Origin of the sequence: Streptomyces regalis (assembly GCF_001509475.1) — a bacterium.
GTDB classification, from domain to species: domain Bacteria; phylum Actinomycetota; class Actinomycetes; order Streptomycetales; family Streptomycetaceae; genus Streptomyces; species Streptomyces regalis.
Window position 1 is genome coordinate 1 of sequence record NZ_LLZG01000354.1, and the last position, 17,328, is coordinate 17,328.

Below are 17,328 nucleotides of genomic sequence, written 5' to 3' on the forward strand. Positions count from 1 at the left end.
GTGCGGCGGGGGCGCGGCGTGGGGCTGCGTGCTCGGTGATTGTGGGGAAGTCGGTGGCGGGACCGAAGGGCTTGCTGAGTCTGCCGCTCGCCCATTCCCGGGCGGCCTCGGGGTCTGCGAGGGCGGCGCGCAGGGTGCTTTCGACTTCGTGTCGGGCGGCGTCGCTGATGGGGTGGCCCGCCTGTGCGGCCAGTTGTCCGGCTTGGCGGGACAGCGCATTGATCAGGGTCCGTTGCCTGCGGCTGAGCTCGCGCAGCTGGGCGCCGTCCAGGTCGCGATGTGCCTGCCTCAGTCCCTCTCCGAGGCGGAGCAGGGGTTCGACCTCGCTGCGGTGTTCCCGGACGAGGATGTTGCTGGCCCAGGCCGACAGGCTCGGGCGGCGCAGCTTGGTGATCCGGTCTGCCAGGGCGCGGTCGCCGGCCGTGCGGGCTGCGGCCGCACGTGCGGCGCGGGCGGGGATGAATTCCTCCGGCCGCAGGCCGTACAGCTCGTCGGCGACAGTGTCCAGATCCATCGGCGTCCCTCCCCGCGCCACATGTATCGATTTTTGCATCTTTGACTCATATGTGATGCATGCATGATGCATGTGTGATGCATGTGCCACCTTGACGGGGCGATGAGCGGCCGTGCGCCACCGGCAGCGGCGGGGACGGACGTGACGTCCCCGCCCTACCCGGCACCGGCTCCGCTTCACTCGGACGCGCTAGAGGAGCTGGCCCATGATGCGCGGAAGGATTCCCTGCGGGAGGTCGCTGTCCGCGCTCTCGTCGACGTTGATCCTCATGGGGATGTTGTTTTCGGGGGTGACCACAGAGTTGGTCGAGCCCTTCAGGCCGGCTTGGCGAGTCTCGCGGTCCCCGTCTGCCGAGGCGGGGACGGCGGCGGTCAGGATGAGGGTCGCGGCGGCAAGCGCGGCGGTAGCGATGATCTTCATGGCGATCCTAACGACGCGCCTGGCGTCAGGGTGCGCCGGACTGCGGCAATGGTGGAGCGGGCCACCAGACGCGTACGGGCGCACACTGGAAGCAGCAGGTCATGCTCTATGAGCCGGACGTGGAGGTGGGCCATGAGCACCCTCGAAGAACACGTCGATGTGGGAGTTCCGATCGACACGGCCTGGGAGAGGCTTCACCGGGTGGGTGACTATCCGCGCTTCCTGGCGGGAGTGCGCGACGCCCGTACGGAGGCCGGAGGCCGGGCGCATCTGGACGTGGAGACCGGGGGGCGGGCTCGGGAGTTCGAGGCCGTGGTTTCCGATCGGGCGGGGGAACGTGTGCTGGAGTGGCGTACCACGGGCGGTCCCGACCTCGCGGGTTCGTTCTCGCTGCTGCCGATCGACCGGAACCGCACCCGGGTGCAGGCACGGCTCGAGTACGACCCCGGCACCGTCCGGGAGGCCTTCGGCGGGCCGAAAGGGTTCGCCCAGGCCAACGCCATCGAGCGGGTCGTCCGTAGTGATCTCGAGCAGTTCAAGGAGTACGTGGAACAAGGCCGGTGAGCAAGCCGTCAAGCCGTCCTTCGCGGGCTCGGGCCGGGGACCGTCACACCGTCACTGATCCAGATACGCCAGCACCGCCAGCACCCGCCGGTTGTCCGCATCGCCCGGCAGCAGCCCCAGCTTGGTGAAGATGTTGCTGATGTGCTTGGCGACGGCCTTCTCCGAGATGAACAGGCCTTGTGCGATGCCCGCGTTGGAGCGGCCCTGGGCCACCCACTCCAGAACCTCGCGCTCGCGCCCGGAGAGGCTGCCCACAGCCTCGTCGCGTTCCTTGCGGACGAGGAGCTGGGAGATCACCTCGGGGTCCATCGCGGTGCCGCCCTCGGCCACGCGGCGGATGGAGTCGAGGAACTGGGTGCCGTTGGTGACGCGGTCCTTCAGCATGTAGCCGACGCCCCGGCCCCCGCTGGACAGCAACTCCCGTGCGTAGAGCGGCTCCACGTACTGGGAGAGGAGCAGGACCGGCAGGTCCGGCATCCGTTCGCGGGCCGCCAGCACCGCGCGCAGGCCCTCGTCGGTGAACGTCGGCGGCAGCCGGACGTCGACGACCGCGACGTCCGGCTGCTCCTTGATGAGCGCGTCCAGCAGTTCCGTACCGTTGTCCACGGCGGCCACGACCTCGTGGCCGTAGGCGCCGAGGAGGCGGATGAGCCCGTCCCTCAGGAGGAAGTGGTCTTCGGCGAGGGCAATACGCACGGAAGCTCCATCGTCACCATGGTCGGGCCGTTCAGGGGGCTGTTCACGGCGAGCACCCCGTCGAACGTGGCGAGCCGTCGCTCGATACCCCGCAGGCCGCTGCCGCGCGAGGCGTCCGCGCCACCGTGGCCGTCGTCGGTGACGGTGATGCGCAGCATTCCGCGATCGTAACGGATGTCGATCCACGCCCGGTCGGCGCCGGAGTGCTTGGCGACGTTGGTGAGGATCTCCGAGATCGCGAAGTACGCGGCCGACTCGACCGGCATCTCGGGGCGGCCCGGCAGGTCGACCTGGACCTCGGTGCGGACCGGGCAGACCATGGCCAACGCCCGTACCGCGTCGGCGAGTCCACGGTCGGCGAGGACCGGCGGGTGGATGCCGCGAACCAGGTTGCGCAGTTCCTCCAGCGCCTTGGAGGAGGACTCGCGCGCCTCGATGAGGAGGGCGCGGACGGCCTCGGGGTTGGTCTCCAGCAGGTGCTCGGCGGCGTCCAGGGTCATGCCCATCGCCACCAGGCGGGCCTGGGCTCCGTCGTGCAGGTCGCGTTCGATACGGCGGATCTCGGCCATCTGCGTGTCGACGGCGTCGGAGCGGGTGGCAGCCAGGTGCTGGATGCGGCCGGCCATCAGCTCGCTCTCGCTCGGGGCGAGCATCGCCCGGGTGTACAGGGCGTGCCGGCGCACGGCGCGCGGCGCCGACCACAGGGCCAGCGGCAGCTGCAGGACGCCGAGGACACCGGCGAGTACGGCGGTGGCCCGGCCCTCGACCGGGATGAACTGGTACCACAGGCCGTCCCACTCGACGGCCAGCGGGGCGCCGGAGAAGGCGAGGAAGATGCCCCACACCCCGCTGAGGACCAGCGCGATCGGGAAGAAGGCGAAGAACGCGCCGGCCAGCGGGTCGGCCAGCACCCAGACGTACTCCCGCCGGGTCTGCGGGTCGGTCATGATCCACCGGTAGCGGGCGACCGCCCCGGAGGCGCCCGCGGGTGCGGGCGGCAGCGGGCCGGGCGGGCCCGGGATCTCCACGCCCGACCAGCGCAGCGCCAGCTCGCGCTGACGGGCCGCCAGATTGCGTACGCCCTCCATGGCGCGCGGCACCATGCCGAGGCCGGGTCCCACCAGGCTGATCGCCCCGGAGACCGCCAGGGACCGGCCGAGGGCCGCCGACGCCATCCAGCACAGGGCCATTGCCCTGCGCAGCCCCACCAATCCGGCTGCGACGGAGAATCCCCTGATCTCGTCCGGCGTGCGATTCACCCCGAGCTGCATCGTGCGGTCCATACGGCTCGCTCCTCTCTGCTGCCTGTGCGGTACGTGGGCCGAAGCGCCCGTGCACTCATTCTTGCGAGGGTCGGGGTGGTGACGCGGTGGGAAAAACTCCCCTCTACGCACGCCGAATGCGGCTGTCCGTCGACCTCCACCTCGCCGGCCGGCTTGGCGCCGCGGACGCGGGCGCCCACCGGTATCGGGCGGGGAAAACGCACCTTGTCCAGGCCGAAGTTGACGCCCCTCTCGATCTTCTCGATGTCGAAGACCGCGCGCATCACCTCGGGCAGCAGGGCCAGGGTCATCCGGCCGGCGGCGACACCGCCGACTCCGCTGCCGTAGCGGACGTCGTACCCACCAACAATCGCGTCCCCCGCTGACGCTGGGCTGACCGGCACCGCGGTGCCGGCCGGCTGTCAGCCCCGGCCCGTCGCCACCAGCCCGCCCTCCTCCGCGTGCCGCAGGCTCGCCACCGTCAGCGACAGGGTCACCGCGAGGGACGCCACGGCCATCACCGTCATCGCCGTCGCCGGGGACGTCAGCTGGGCCACCGACCCCGCGAGCGCCGCGCTCACTCCCTGCATCGTGAGCATCCCGGCGCCGTGCAACCCCAGGGCGTGGCCGCTGAGTTCGTCCGGGGTCAGGGCCATCAGGCGCTCCTGCTGAACGAGACTCGCACCGAAGCCGACCGAGGCCACGGCCACGGCGACGGCCGCCACCGGCACCCCCGGGCGCAGCGCGAAGAACACGTACGGCACGGCCAGCAGCGCCAGCAGCGGGATGCCGAGGCGCGGGCGCAACCGGGGCGGCACCAGGCGGCCCACCGTCACGTCGCCGACGAACATCCCCAGCGCCGCGCAGGCGAACAACGTGCCCGCGGCGTCGGGGGCGTAGGAGACGTAGAGGGACTCACAGCCGACGACGAGGCCGTTGGGGATCCACAGGGCGAGGAAGACGAGGCGGCGGGGGCGGGAGGACCACAGCAGGGCGTTGCTGCGCCAGGTCGCCGCGACCGACGGGCGGCCCTGGGCGCGGGGCGGGCGCGGGGTCAGGCCGAGCCGGAGCACGGCGGCCGCCGCGACGTACAGCGCCGCCGACAGCAGGAGCGACAGGCGTGGCGACAGGACCGCCACCAGCAGGCCGCCCGTCGCGTACCCGACGATCTGGGCGATCCCGGCCATCATGTTGAAGACCGAACGCCCCAGCATGAAGCCGTCCTTGGAGAGGATCTCGTTCACCAGCCCCCAGCGGACTCCCCCGCCCAGCGAGGCGACCAGGCCCTGTCCGAGGATCACGGCGAAGACCGCCCAGAGGGGAAGGGCGGGCAGCGCGAGGACGGCCGTGGCGGCGGCGAAGACGAGGGAGATGCCGGTCAGCGCGGACCGCGGGGGCAGCCGGTCGGCACCGGACAGCAGGAAGGTCGCCCCGAGCATCTGCGCCAGCGACGGACCGAACATGCTCACCGCCGACAGCAGCGGAGATTCCGTCGCCCGGAACACCAGCGTGCCGAGGGCCAGACCGCTGATCGTCTGGGCCAGGACGTTGGCGGAGGAGGCGAGGAAGAGAGGCGTGAACTCCGGGGTGCGGAAGAGCTGTCGGTAGCTGCGCATGAGCGGAGTCTGAAAGAGCCGGTGACAGGTCGTTATTGTTTCGCGCGGGAGCGAAAGGTCGGCGTGGACCGGCGTGGACCGGGGGGCGGGGCGGCATGGGCTGGTGGCAGATCAATGCCGACACGCTCGCCGGCAGCCGTTTCGTCCTCTCGCCGCTCGCCGAGACCTTCGCCGCGCTGAAGCTGCTGCACCTGGGAAGCGCCGCCCACCCCGGCGAACGCGCCTGGCTGAACCGGCACCGCCCCGCCTACCGGACCCGCCTGGCCGCCGACCCGGTCACCGCGCACCTCGTCCGCGCCGGGCTCGGCAAGGACTGGATCGCCGACTTCCTCACCCCGACCCCGAGGGACCGCGAGCCCTTCGAGGAGGGCGTGGCACGGGTGCGCGCGGCCGACCCCGGCCGGGCCCGCGCCCACCTCACCGTCGCCCTCGCCGGCCCCCTCCCCGCCGTACTGGACCGGGACGACCTCCCCGAACGGGCCGCGGCACTCCTCGAATACGTCTGGACCGAGGCCGTACGTCCGGACTGGGACCGGCGCCGACGTGTCCTGGAGGCCGATGTGGTCGCGCGCACCGCGCAGGTGAGCCGGGGCGGCTGGGCGGCCGTACTGGACTCGCTACGGCCCGGGCGGACCCGCTGGCTCGGCGACAACCGGCTCCAGGTGAACCTGCACGAGTACCCGCCCCGCGAGATCTCCGGCGCCGAACTCGTCTTCGTCCCGATCACCCCGAAGGGCGGCTGGGTCTCCTGGGAGGAGCCCGACCGCTACGCCGTCATCTACCCGTGCGCGGGCGCCCTCACCGACCCCGGCGCGCGGGCGGTTCCGGCGAGCCTGGGCGCGCTGCTCGGGAGCGGGCGAGCTGCGGTGCTGGTACTCCTCGACTCCCCGCTGAGCACGACCCAGCTGGTCGCCGTGACCGGGCAGGGGCTGGGCTCGGTCGGGCGGCATCTGCGGGTGCTGCTGGACGCGGGGCTGGTGGAGCGACGGCGGGCGGGGCGCTCGGTGCTGTATTCGCGTACGGCGGCCGGGGAGGTGCTCGTGAAGGCGGCCGGACCTGCCCCCGGACCCGGCACCTACCGGAGCTAGCATCCGCTTATGACTGCTGACATCAACGCATCCCCCCTCGACGTCGAGATCGGCGCCCTGAAGGGCGGTTCCGCGGACCTCTCCCAGTACGCCGGCAAGGCCGTGCTCGTCGTGAACGTGGCCTCCAAGTGCGGCCTGACCCCGCAGTACACGGGCCTGGAGAAGCTCCAGGAGCAGTACGCGGAGCGCGGCTTCACCGTGCTCGGCGTGCCCTGCAACCAGTTCCTCGGCCAGGAGCCCGGCAGCGCCGAGGAGATCGCCGAGTTCTGCTCGGCGACGTACGGCGTGACCTTCCCGATGACGGAGAAGGTCGAGGTGAACGGCGAGGGCCGGCACCCGCTCTACGACCGCCTGGTCGGCTTCGCCGACGCCGAGGGGCACAGCGGGGACATCCGCTGGAACTTCGAGAAGTTCCTGATCGGCCGGGACGGCAAGGTCGTGGCCCGCTTCTCGCCGCAGACCGAGCCGGAGGCCGCGGAGATCGTGGCCGCGGTGGAGGGCACCCTCGCCTAGCCGGTGTTGACCTTGCCCCTGGGGCAGGGCGGAACGTCCTTCGCACCGGGCGCAAGAGCCGCCCGGTGACGGAGGATGAGGCCGTGGACGACGAACTGCTCACCATCGGTGCGTTCGCCGCGCGGGCGAGACTGTCGGCCAAGGCGCTGCGCCTGTACGACCGCCTCGGGCTGCTGCCACCCGCGCACGTCGACGAGGTCAGCGGCTACCGCTACTACCGCGTCGGCCAGGTCGAGCGCGCCCGCCTGGTGGCGCGCCTGCGCCAACTCGACATGCCGCTCGCGCGGGTCGCGGAGGTCGTCGAGGCGCCGGACGGGGCCGCGGCGGCGGACCGGCTCACCGCCTACTGGGCGGACGTCGAGGCGCGGGTGGCCGGGCAGCGGACACTCGCCGAGTACCTCCGTGGACGACTGTCGGGGAGGAGCTCCGAGATGTACGGGAAGTTCGTGGTCGAGACGGTGGATGTGCCCGAACAGGTGCTGATCACCGAGACACGGCATGTGCTGGCGGGCGAGTTGCCCGCGTGGATCGGCGCGTCGCTGGGGCGCCTTGAGGAAGGCGCGCGGGAGTGCGGCGGCATCACCGCGGCGCCGTTCGTCGTGTACCACTCCGACGTGTCGGAGGAGAGCGACGGTCCGGCCGAGGCGTGCGTGCCGGTGGCCGACGAGGCGGCGGCCCGGGCGTGGGTCGAGCGGCAGGGCCGTGCGCGGGAGATGAAGGTACGGGTGGAGCCGGCCCAGCGGCTCGCCTATACCCGGATCAGCAAGGCGCAGGTGGCCCATCCGCAGATCCTGGCCGCCTTCGAGGCGGTGGAGGAGTGGATCCCGAAGCAGGGGCTGTGGCAGGCGGGCCCGTGCCGGGAGGTGTACTTCGCGGACTGGGACGCGGCGGGGGCTGAGGACCCGGCGTGCGATGTGGCGTTCCCCGTGAGGTGATCCGGGGCACGGCCGAGCCCTCTCGGCAAGGACGGCGGGCTGGTCGAGAGGGCTCTTGCTGTAGTGCTTGTGCAGTTGTTGATCGTGCGGTTGGCCGGGGGGTGAGGATCAGACAGCCTCGCCCCTCACGCCTTGACCGACGCCACGAAGGTGTTCCACGCGTTCGCGGGGAACGCCAGGATCGGGCCCTCGGGAACTTTGGAGTCCCGTACCGCCATGGCCGCTGTGAGCGGCGACTTGACCTCGACGCACGCGCCGTTCCCTGTGGAGTACGAGGACTTGGTCCACGTGTCCGTGGCACCCTGACGAATTGCCATGTTTGCTCCGAACTGCCAGATGGTGAGTTGCTGTCACCGCGCTGCCCGTCCGGACTGAACCGGACCTCGCCGCGCGATTCACGCCAACGTTGTTGCTGGGTGGCGTGATCGACGCTACTAGCCAACATCGGCTTACGAAGCGACTATTCACTCGACTGGATGGCATATTCCAGTGGAGCCTTCCATCCCGGCCTGGAGAAGGTGTACCGTACCGCGCCTCTCCGGCCGGGATGGTCCCCCGGACGAGTGATCGGCGCGGTGCTCGGCGCGGTGATCAGCGCGCGTACTCCTTCGCGATGTCCGCGATGAACTGCCGTGACTGCTCCACGTTCAGGGCCTGCGCCCGCAGGTGCTCGTACATCACGCTGTACTTCTGGACGTCGTTCGCCTTCTCCAGGTACAGATCGCTGGTCACGCCCTCGATGTAGACGACGCTGGAATCGGCCGCGTCCGGGAACTCGAGGATCGCGTACTGCCCGTTGAGGCCCGGGTGCGCGCCCATCTCGAAGGGGATCACCTGCACGGTGACGTGCGGCAGTTGGGACTGCTCGACGAGCTGCTCCAACTGGTCACGCATGAGGGAGCGGTTGCCGACGACGCGGCGCAGGGCGGCCTCGTCCAAGACGGTCCACAGGCGCAGCGGGTTCTCCTCAGTGGAGATTCGTTCCTGTCGGCGCATACGCACCTGGACCCGCTTCTCGACCTCGGCGGGCGGCGTCTCCGGCAACGCCCCGGCGATCAGGGCCTCCGCGTACTGCTTGGTCTGCAACAGCCCGGGGACGACCTGCGGGTCGTACACCCGAAGGCTCGCCGCGTCCGTCTCCAGCCCGATGTAGACGCTGTACGGGATGTCGCCGAAGGAATGCCACCACCCTTGCTGCCGCGAATCCTTGGCCATCTGCATGAGCGAGTCGACGATGCGGTGGTCCTCCACCTCGTAGACCCCGCACAGATCGCGGACGTCGCGCTGGCTGATGCTGCGCCGCCCGTTCTCCAGCCGGCTGATCTTCGACTGCGAGACCAGCAGCCGCTCCGCCACCTCTTCGGCCGTCATGCCCTTGAGTTCGCGGAGCCGGCGCAACTCCTGGCCCAGCCGGCGTCGCCTGACGGTGGGATTGACATTGGACGCCACGGGACGTGCACCTCCGGCTGCGTGACTGCTGATTGCCACTTTGCGTATCTGCTGCTGAGCAGACTGCCACCAAGGTGCTTACTACCGCTGGGAAACGGTGGATATGCGCTGGATACACGCCAGTTCGGGGACACCCCCGGCAAATACGGCCGCGCGGGGCGGCGGGACCTGTCGTCGTCCGGACGTACGGTCCCGTCGCCCCGCGCGGACCAGCGGCTCCCGTACCGGGTCTTGGGGACTGCGGTGCGGCGCTGCACGTGGCGTGCGTGTGAAGCAGCTTGCGGAACGGGTGGATCAGGTGGAACGGGTGGAACGGGTGGACCAGATGGTGCATGCGCTGGACCTGTTGGTGCGGGTCGTGGGACTGCGGCTCAGTGGGCCACGACACGCGCCATGGATCCGCGGCGCGGTTGCACCGGAACGCCTCGGGCGGGTTCCGCTGCGGCCCTGCCTCCGGGGGCGGCCTGACGGCCGGCCGGGGCCGGGCTGCGGCGCGGCTGTGCCGCCACGCCGTTCTGGACGTCCATCACCGCGTGCGCGACGAGACCGCCCATGGGGTCATGCCTGATCAGGTCCCGCAGCCGAGAACGAGAGGATCGCCCCTCATTCCCCGGATACAGGTGCTTGCCGAGGCCGACCGCGTGTGCCAGGGCGGCGAGCGCCGCGGTCCGCGGGTCCGGCGGTACGCCGGTGCGGATCGCTGAATCCAGCCGGGCCCTGATCTCCCGGCTGATCTCGTTGTCCGTCGCCTGATAGCGAGTCGTCGGCAACACCCCGCACATCTGGCCCGCCACGGCATGCACCATGCCGCACCGCTCCAGATGCGAGAGGTAGGTCTGGCGGAGCCCCAAGCGTGGCCCGCCAATCCAGTGGACGGCACGCACGGGAGCGCCACGCCTTCGCAGCAACTCCAATGCGCAGTCCAATGTCGGATCTCCAGTCGGCCGTGGTGCCACCACGGCGATACGATCCCCGTCTGGGGCTATCCGTCCGGCCAGCGCCAGCTCCACTAGCTGCGCTCCGGCCAGACCGAGGTCGAGCGACTGCGGCTGCGCGGTGGTACCCGTGGCCGGGTCCAACGCCAGCAGCAGAAGCTCTTCCGGAAGTGTTCTGCGGCTCCTGCCCATCCATGCCTCCCCGCGTGGATGAAAGACAGGGTGACCCCTCTCACATTCATCTGTCGAGGGTGCGTGACCGGTTCGTGAGGGAACCAGTAGGTATGTCGTTCTCGTCTACCGCAGAAGTTGAGGGCCGCGCACAGGACACTGGTACATGGTTCAAGCGGCGGCACGGGGGGTCGTGCGGGCACGGTGTCCGGGCGACGGCTCACGGTTCGGCAGACGCACGGAGGGCGTGCGGCGGCACATGGAGGAGGCATCGGTGGCGGGCGAGTCCCCCGACAGGTCGAAGCAGCGCGAGTCGTCGGCAGAACCGACGTCGGGGAGCACGGGTCCGGTTCCCGAATCCGACGGCACGCGCGCAGCCGACACCCGTGAGAAGCGCGACCCTCGACTGGCGGTGGCACGCGACAGCGCCACACCGCGCGGCGGCGTCGACACAGCAACCAGGATCCTGTCCCGGCGCGAGCTGGAGGCCGTGAGGGCAAAGCTGGAGGAGACCGACGGGGCCGAGACGGGGGCCCGGGAGGGCGAGGACGTGAGCGTGGGGGGCGGGGGCGCCAGCGACGCCGACAGCTCGAACACGACCGCCAGGAACACCGACGCTGCGAACACAGACACCGACGACACCAAGGCTGCGAACACGGCCGCCGGGAACGCCCAGGCTGTGAGTGAGAGCACCGCGGGCAGCGCGGCTGGGAGCCCTGACGCTGAGGCCGACGACGCCGAGAGCGCGCGGGCCGAGACCAACGACGCCGCCGACGCCGACGCGGACGCGGACGCGGAAGGCTCGAACGCCGGGAGCGCGGAGGCCGAAGTCGCCAACGCCGAGGACGCGCAAGCCGAGACCGAGGACGCCGAAGACTCCAACGCCGGCAGCGCCGAGGCCGAAGCCGACAACGCCGAGGACGCGCAAGCCGACCGAAGCCGACAACGCCGAGGACGCGCAAGCCGAGACCGAGGACGCCGAAGACTCCAACGCCGGCAGCGCCGAGGCCGAAGCCGACAACGCCGAGGGCGCGCAGGCCAAGACCGAGGACGCCGAAGACTCCAACGCCGGCAGCGCCGAGGCCGAAGCCGACAACGCCGAGGACGCGCAGGCCAAGACCGAGGACGCCGAAGACTCCAACGCCGGCAGCGCCGAGGCCGAAGTCGCCAACGCCGAGGACAGCGCGGCCGAAGGCCGGGATACCGAGGCCGACAACGCCGAGGACGCGCAAGCCGAGACCGGTAACGCCGCTGGCGCAAACGCCGAAAACTCAGACACCGCGAGCACGCAGGCCGAGACCTACAACGCCGAAGGCAGCGCGGCCGAAGGCCCCGACGCCGAAGCCAAGGACACGCAAGCCAAGGCTGACAACGCCGAGGACAGCGCGGGCGAGGGCTCGCAGGGTGCCGAGGGCAAGGCTGCCGCGCCGGGTGATAATCGGCTGAGGGTGGCTGTGGCGGCTTGGGTGGCTTCCGAGGACACCACCGAAGAGGGCACCAAGGACGCCGACGCGCGCGACGAGGCCGACGGAGCCGGGGACGGCGCGGTTGCCGGGTCGGCATCGAAGGCCGAGACCGCTGCGAGCCGCACCGACAAGCCCACCGACGCCGAGGACGACGCGCCGGCAGCCGCCGACGGCGAGGACGCCCCTCAAGGGCCACCCGCACCCGACGACGAGAGCCGCACGGGCGGTGCGGGTGGGAACACCGGGGCCGAAGGCGAAGCCGAGGCCGGACAGGACGCCGCCGCGCCCCCGGCCAAGCCCGTCGATCAGCCGACCGCCGTCTTCAAGGCCGTACGCCCCGCCAAGCCCCCCGTCGACCAGCCCACCACCACCCTCAAGGCCCCCAGGCAGCCCGAGGCCCCCGCCGAGCGCACCAGCAAATTCGTCGCGCTCAAGCCGGACATCCGCCAGGACACCCCCAAGGCCCCGAACCCCCGGAAGGCCCCGGCCGACGTCACCGCCGCCGTCCCCCAGGTCGGCCCCGAGCGCACCACCCAGCAGCCGCTGCCGCCCAAGCCGCCGCTCGACCTGCTCGCCGAGCTGACGAACACGCCTCGGCCCCCGGACACCCCCGTCCGCACGATCATCCGGCGGGTCAAGATCTGGACCCCCCTGGTCCTCCTGCTCGTGATCATCCTCGGGGTCGTCCAGTCCGTACGCCCGCTCCCGGCCCCCACCCTCGACCTCACCGCCGAGGACACCTACACGTTCGACGGCAGCAAGGTCGACATCCCGTGGCCCGCCGAAGGCCAGGCCGCGCTCGACGTGGACGGCCTCGGCACGTTCGGCTCTTCCGGCGACCAGAAGCCCGTCCCGATCGCCAGCGTCGCCAAGGTCATGACCGCGTACCTCATCCTGCGCGAGCACCCCCTCGAGAGCGGTGCCGAGGGCCCGGACATCGAGATCGACCAGGCCGCCGAGGACCAGTCGGACGCGGGCCAGGAGTCGACCGTCGACGTGACCGCAGGCGACAAGATCACCCAGCGCGAGGCCCTGGAGAGCGTACTGATCGCATCCGCGAACAACATCGCCCGCCGGCTCGCCCGCTGGGACGCCGGTTCCGAGAAGGCGTTCGTGACGAAGATGAACGCCACCGCCAAGGAACTCGGCATGACGAACACGACGTACACCGACCCCTCCGGTCTGAACAACACCACCGTGAGCACGGCTGTGGACCAGGTGAAGCTGGCCAAGGCGGCGATGAAGGAGCCCGCGTTCCGCGAGGTCGCCGCGATGATGTCGTACGACGACTACAAGGGCAGGAACCACGGCAACTGGAACCAGCTGGTCGGCAAGAACAATGTCGTCGGCATCAAGACCGGCACCACCACCTCCGCCCTCGGCAACCTCGTGTTCGCCGCGAAGAAGGAGGTCGGCGGCGAGACCCGGACCATCATCGGCGCCGTGGTGCGCCAGCCGGACGCCGGCGGCGGCATCCTCGCTGCCGCTCTCGACTCCGGCGACCAGCTGATCCGGGCCGCGCAGGACGCCCTGAAGTCGGCGACGCTGCTGAAGAAGGGCGACGTCGTCGGATACGTCGACGACGGCCTCGGCGGCCGCACCCCGGTCGTCGCCACCAAGGACGTCACGGCGGTCGGCTGGCCCGGCCTGAAGGTCGAGCTGACCTTCGCCTCCGACGCCGTACCGAACACCGCGAAGGCCGGCACCAAGGTGGGCACGCTCACCGTGGGTGACGGCACGAGCGGCGCCGTCAAGATCCCGGTCGCCCTCCAGACGGAGCTCACCGAACCGGGCTTCACGGACAAGCTGACCCGCATCGCCTGAGGCGGGACGGCACAGCGGCATCGCACCGCAGCCCGCCGACGGCGCTCGTCGGCGGGCTGCGTGCTAGCGTCACGAAACGGGCAGGTCGTCGCTCACAAGGCGCGGCCGGAGAACCTTCCGGGACAGGGCCGAGAACACGCGGTAAACGGGACGCGGCCGGAACAGAAGGCAGCCAGAAGAGCAGACGGGACAGCACGGGGAGTGCCTCAAAGGTGGCCACTGCGGAGCCGACACGCGCCGACGACGCCGATCCGGGACGGGGAGCCGGTCCGCGAATACGCGTGCCCGCGCCACGCCGGGAAGACCGTCAAAGCCCTACGGAGAACAGACCGCCCTCGCGTCTGAGCACCGTCCTCCTCACCCTGCGTGAGCGCCTTCTGCGCCATCCGGTGCTGTCGATCACGGCTCTGGCCGGGCTCCTCCACGTCATCTGGTTCTTCACATTCGCAAGCAGCGGCGGCGATCTCGCGGCCCAGGACGCCTGGGCCGAGTTCGTCGGCCGGCATCCGGACTCGGCGTACAACCTGGCCTGGTTCGGCGGCCTGCACCCGGTGTCGTACAGCATCGTGTCGCCGTACCTGATGTCGGTCCTCGGTGTCCGTACGACGATGATGATCGCCGGGACGATCACGGCCGGCCTGCTGACGCTCGTCCTCATCCGCAGCCTCCCCCACTCCCGGCCTCGCGCCGACGGGGGGACGCCCACGGTGAAGACCGCACTGTGGGCGGCGCTCGCCGGGGTCTTCGGGCTGGTGTGCAACGCGATCTCCGGGCGGGTGACCTTCGGGCTCGGCATGATGTTCGCGCTGGGCGCGGTCGCCGTGGTGTTCTGCTGGCCCCACCGCTGGCGCTACAAACGCTGGGCGAAGGCGCTGTGCGCGGCGCCACTGGCCGCGCTGGCGACCATGTCGTCGCCGGTGGCGGGGCTGTTCGTGGGGCTCGTGGCGGTGGCGCTGTTCCTGCAGAAGCGGCGTCCGGGCGCCTGGGCGCTGGGCATCGCGCCGACCGCCGTGGTGGCCGTGTCGGCGTTGCTGTTCCCCTTCTCCGGCACCCAGCCGATGGTGATCGGCTCGATGCTGCTGCCGCTGCTGCTCGCGGCCGTGACCTTCCTGACCGTCCCCGAGGAGTGGAAGACGGTCCGGCTGGTGTCCGCGGTCTACGGTCTGTCCGTCGTCCTGGTCTGGGTGTTCAGCTCGCAGATCGGCTCGAACATCACGCGGCTGGCGATGCTGTTCGCCGGGACGGCCCTGGTGGCGGCGCTGCCGTTCACGGTGCCTCGCTCACGCAAGTGGTACACGGCTGTGCTGGCGCTGGTCACCTTCGGCGGGTGGATCGGCTTCAAGACGGTCGACGACATCATCCATGCCGCCCCCGAGGCCTCATGGGCGCGTGAGCTCACTCCGCTGGTGAACGAGTTGCAGGAGGTCGGCGCGGAGAAGGGCCGTGTCGAGGTGGTGCCGGCCCGCTCCCATCGCGAGGCCTCCGCGCTCGCGCCGTACGTCAATCTGGCCCGGGGCTGGCTCCGCCAGGCCGACATGAAGCGCAACCCGCTCTTCTACGACGGCACGCTCAACTCGGCGAACTACCACGTGTGGCTCAAGCGGTGGGCCGTGCACTTCGTGGTGCTGCCGAAGGACGAGCCGGACCCCACCGGTGCCGAGCGCGAGCGGGAGCTGGTGCAGCGCGGGATGCCGTATCTCAAGCAGGTCTGGGGCGACGCGAACTGGCAGCTGTTCGAAGTGACCAACCCGACGCCGCTCGCTGAGCCGAACGCCGTCGTGGAGCGGGCCGAGCAGGGCGAGATGACGATGCGGGTGAGCAAGCCGGGCCGCATCCTCATCCGCATCCCGTACTCGCCGTGGCTGAGCCTCGTCGACGAAGAGGGCACGAAGTTCGATCCTCCGCAGGAGACGGAGGCCTCCAAGAACCGGCCCGAGGGCGAGCCCAAGTCGTACGACAACGTCAACGGCTGCCTGAGGGAGACGGAGGAGGACGCGATGGGTGACCGGTGGACGATGCTGGTGGCCCCGAAGGCGGGCACGTATCGCCTGGCGGCGCCTTACGCCGTGTCGCGGGGCACTCCGTGTCCGGAGGAGATGCCCTGACCGGCGTTGATCAGCGCAAGTCGGCGACATACCGGTCCGTCCCCGGCGCCGTCGGGATGAACGGCGCCACCAGCTCCACCCGCCCGAGCCCCGACTCCTCGACCACCGTGTCCAGGCCGGCGAAGTGCCCCTGCCAGCACTCCCTCGGATCCGCCTCCAGGAACCACAGGAGCGTCAGGCGGGTGTCGACCCCCTCGACCTGCTTGACGTACGACATGCGGTCCAGCGGCAGCGGCGTGGGCCGGAAGATTGTCACCATCGCGGCCGGGGAACCCGCCAGGCGCTTCGGCAGGTGCCGCGTGCGCAGCCACTCCAGCAGCTCGGTGCGCTGCTGCGGTGAGTCCGCGTCGATGACCTCCACCACCAGGCCCGCGTACGGGTGGTCCAGGGCGTGGAAGTCACGCGGGCCCGCCGCGCCGTCGCGGTACACCGTCGCCTCGTGGTCCTGGAACGCCGTGAAGACGTGGGTGCGGTCCTGGTAGACGCGGGCGTCGCGGTTGAGGCGCTTGTTGATGGCGACCGTCCAGCGCATGTGGTCGTCGTAGCGGCCCGCGGTGATCCAGTACGTCGAGATGTAGCAGCCGGCGGTGACGGGCTGGGCGATCGCCGACTTCTCGGGGTAGCGCAGGAGCTGGAGGTCCCTGGTCGCCACCCACCTTCGGCCCGCGTACATCCAGGGCATGGCCATCGCGCCGGCGTAGTAGTGGTCGTCCTCGTACCAGCGGTTGTAGGCGTACTCGTGGCCCGGGTGCGGTTCGACCATGGTGATCAGGGCGTGGCCCGGGTGGACTCCGTACGGGCCGACGGCGGCCAGTTCGGCGTACGCCTCGCTGCGGGTGTCCTCGCTCATGCGGTTCCCCTTTCCTGCGGTCACCCATACTCTGACGGGCCGTCAGATAGTGCGTCCAGAGTCGGGAGGCAGCGGAATGTCACTGCTCGCGGGCAAGACCGTCGTCGTGTCGGGGGTGGGCGCCGGGCTCGGTCACCAGGTCGCCGCCACGGTGGTGCGCGACGGCGGGAACGCGGTCCTCGGGGCGCGCACGGAGGCCAACCTCGCCAAGAGCGCCGCCGAGATCGATCCGCACGGGGCGCACACGGCGTACCGGGCGACCGACATCACCGACGAGCGGCAGTGCGAGGCGCTGGCGGCGCTCGCGCGGGAGCGGTTCGGGGGGATCGACGGGGTGGTCCATGTGGCGGCCCGGGACTCCTACTTCGGCGGGCTGGAGGACGCCGACTTCACCACCTGGCAGTCGGTGATCGACGTGAACCTGCTGGGGTCGCTGCGGATGACACGGGCCTGTCTGCCGGCCCTCAAGGAGCGCGGGGGCTCGGTCGTGTTCATCGGGACCCAGTCCTCGGTCGCCGCCCCTTCGCAGGTGCGGCAGGCGGCGTACGCGGCGTCGAAGGGGGCGCTGACGAGTGCGATGTACTCGCTGGCCCGGGAGTTGGGCCGGTACCGGATCCGGGTGAACACCGTACTGCCGGGCTGGATGTGGGGGCCTCCGGTGCGGGCGTACGTCCAGTTCACGGCCCAGACCGAGGGCGTACCTGAGGCCGACGTGCTGAAACGGCTGACCGGACGGATGGCGCTGCCCGATCTCGCCACGGACGGCGATGTGGCGGACACCGTGGTGTTCCTGACGTCGGACAGGGCACGCTCCCTCACGGGGCAGTCGTTGCTGGTCAACGCGGGGGAGCTGATGCGATGAGTTCACATGGATGAACGCAGACCCTCATGACGAACACTTTTACCTCCCCTTGACCTTA

General features: G+C 70.7%; 16 protein-coding genes and 1 pseudogene. 7 read left to right on the top strand and 10 right to left on the bottom strand.

All coding sequences use genetic code 11. The features are described 5' to 3' along the window. Positions 1 to 514, bottom strand: a pseudogene (locus ADL12_RS29870) (hypothetical protein); the annotation flags it as partial. A gap of 189 nt (positions 515 to 703) precedes the next feature. After that, positions 704 to 934: a hypothetical protein gene (locus ADL12_RS29875; protein WP_062707181.1), complete on the bottom strand. Its 231-nt coding sequence runs from the start codon at positions 932 to 934 to the stop codon at positions 704 to 706. Positions 935 to 1,066: 132 nt separating this feature from the next. On the opposite strand from ADL12_RS29875, the gene ADL12_RS29880 reads away from it, so the two are divergent. Then, entirely contained in the window at positions 1,067 to 1,498 is a 432-nt protein-coding gene (locus tag ADL12_RS29880) for an SRPBCC family protein (RefSeq protein WP_062707183.1), read from the top strand. A gap of 51 nt (positions 1,499 to 1,549) precedes the next feature. On the opposite strand, the gene ADL12_RS29885 is transcribed toward ADL12_RS29880, so the two are convergent. From ADL12_RS29885 to ADL12_RS29900, 4 genes are read right to left on the bottom strand one after another with little or no spacing between them, the layout of a single operon-like run. Beyond that, positions 1,550 to 2,194, bottom strand: a complete 645-nt coding sequence (locus tag ADL12_RS29885) for a LuxR C-terminal-related transcriptional regulator (RefSeq protein ID WP_062707185.1) — start codon at positions 2,192 to 2,194, stop codon at positions 1,550 to 1,552. Next, positions 2,158 to 3,477 (bottom strand): sensor histidine kinase, encoded by a 1,320-nt coding sequence (locus ADL12_RS29890; RefSeq protein WP_062707186.1) that lies wholly within the window; start codon positions 3,475 to 3,477, stop codon positions 2,158 to 2,160. The genes ADL12_RS29885 and ADL12_RS29890 overlap by 37 nt, the downstream gene beginning before the upstream one ends. Next, complete coding sequence (locus ADL12_RS56925) at positions 3,450 to 3,860, bottom strand: hotdog family protein (protein WP_244188106.1); 411 nt, start codon at positions 3,858 to 3,860, stop codon at positions 3,450 to 3,452. The genes ADL12_RS29890 and ADL12_RS56925 overlap by 28 nt, the downstream gene beginning before the upstream one ends. Before the next feature lie 18 nt (positions 3,861 to 3,878). Next, complete coding sequence (locus ADL12_RS29900; protein WP_062707189.1) at positions 3,879 to 5,072, bottom strand: MFS transporter; 1,194 nt, start codon at positions 5,070 to 5,072, stop codon at positions 3,879 to 3,881. A gap of 95 nt (positions 5,073 to 5,167) precedes the next feature. Between ADL12_RS29900 and ADL12_RS29905 the strand changes: the two genes are divergently transcribed. The 3 genes from ADL12_RS29905 to ADL12_RS29915 all read left to right on the top strand — a co-directional run bounded on the left by ADL12_RS29905 (position 5,168) and on the right by ADL12_RS29915 (position 7,608). Beyond that, complete coding sequence (locus tag ADL12_RS29905) at positions 5,168 to 6,160, top strand: ArsR/SmtB family transcription factor (protein WP_062707191.1); 993 nt, start codon at positions 5,168 to 5,170, stop codon at positions 6,158 to 6,160. Between the two features lie 9 nt (positions 6,161 to 6,169). Next, positions 6,170 to 6,673 (top strand): glutathione peroxidase, encoded by a 504-nt coding sequence (locus ADL12_RS29910; RefSeq protein ID WP_062707193.1) that lies wholly within the window; start codon positions 6,170 to 6,172, stop codon positions 6,671 to 6,673. 65 nt (positions 6,674 to 6,738) lie between these two features. After that, positions 6,739 to 7,608, top strand: coding sequence for a MerR family transcriptional regulator (locus ADL12_RS29915; RefSeq protein ID WP_062707195.1), 870 nt, complete (start codon positions 6,739 to 6,741; stop codon positions 7,606 to 7,608). 125 nt (positions 7,609 to 7,733) lie between these two features. Here the strand turns inward: ADL12_RS29915 and ADL12_RS29920 are convergent, their stop codons facing one another. From ADL12_RS29920 to ADL12_RS29930, 3 genes are all read right to left on the bottom strand, one after another. Continuing rightward, positions 7,734 to 7,925 carry a DUF397 domain-containing protein gene (locus tag ADL12_RS29920; protein ID WP_062707197.1) on the bottom strand — a complete coding sequence of 64 codons (192 nt, stop codon included), beginning with the start codon at positions 7,923 to 7,925 and terminating at the stop codon, positions 7,734 to 7,736. A gap of 274 nt (positions 7,926 to 8,199) precedes the next feature. After that, on the bottom strand, positions 8,200 to 9,057 hold the full coding sequence (locus tag ADL12_RS29925; RefSeq protein ID WP_062707199.1) for a helix-turn-helix domain-containing protein: 858 nt from the start codon (positions 9,055 to 9,057) through the stop codon (positions 8,200 to 8,202). 371 nt (positions 9,058 to 9,428) lie between these two features. After that, the gene (locus ADL12_RS29930; RefSeq protein WP_062707201.1) at positions 9,429 to 10,184 is read right to left on the bottom strand and encodes a GOLPH3/VPS74 family protein; all 756 of its coding nucleotides are present in this window, start codon (positions 10,182 to 10,184) and stop codon (positions 9,429 to 9,431) included. A 662-nt stretch (positions 10,185 to 10,846) separates the two neighbouring features. Here ADL12_RS29930 and ADL12_RS29935 point away from each other — a divergent pair. Beyond that, positions 10,847 to 13,453, top strand: a complete 2,607-nt coding sequence (locus ADL12_RS29935) for a D-alanyl-D-alanine carboxypeptidase (RefSeq protein ID WP_244188107.1) — start codon at positions 10,847 to 10,849, stop codon at positions 13,451 to 13,453. Positions 13,454 to 13,665: 212 nt separating this feature from the next. Then, complete coding sequence (locus ADL12_RS29940; protein WP_062707203.1) at positions 13,666 to 15,558, top strand: MFS transporter; 1,893 nt, start codon at positions 13,666 to 13,668, stop codon at positions 15,556 to 15,558. Positions 15,559 to 15,568: 10 nt separating this feature from the next. Here ADL12_RS29940 and ADL12_RS29945 read toward each other — a convergent pair whose 3' ends face one another. Beyond that, the gene (locus ADL12_RS29945) at positions 15,569 to 16,408 is read right to left on the bottom strand and encodes a hypothetical protein (protein WP_062707205.1); all 840 of its coding nucleotides are present in this window, start codon (positions 16,406 to 16,408) and stop codon (positions 15,569 to 15,571) included. Positions 16,409 to 16,484: 76 nt separating this feature from the next. On the opposite strand from ADL12_RS29945, the gene ADL12_RS29950 reads away from it, so the two are divergent. Further along, positions 16,485 to 17,270: an SDR family oxidoreductase gene (locus ADL12_RS29950; protein WP_062707207.1), complete on the top strand. Its 786-nt coding sequence runs from the start codon at positions 16,485 to 16,487 to the stop codon at positions 17,268 to 17,270. Positions 17,271 to 17,328: the final 58 nt, after the last annotated feature.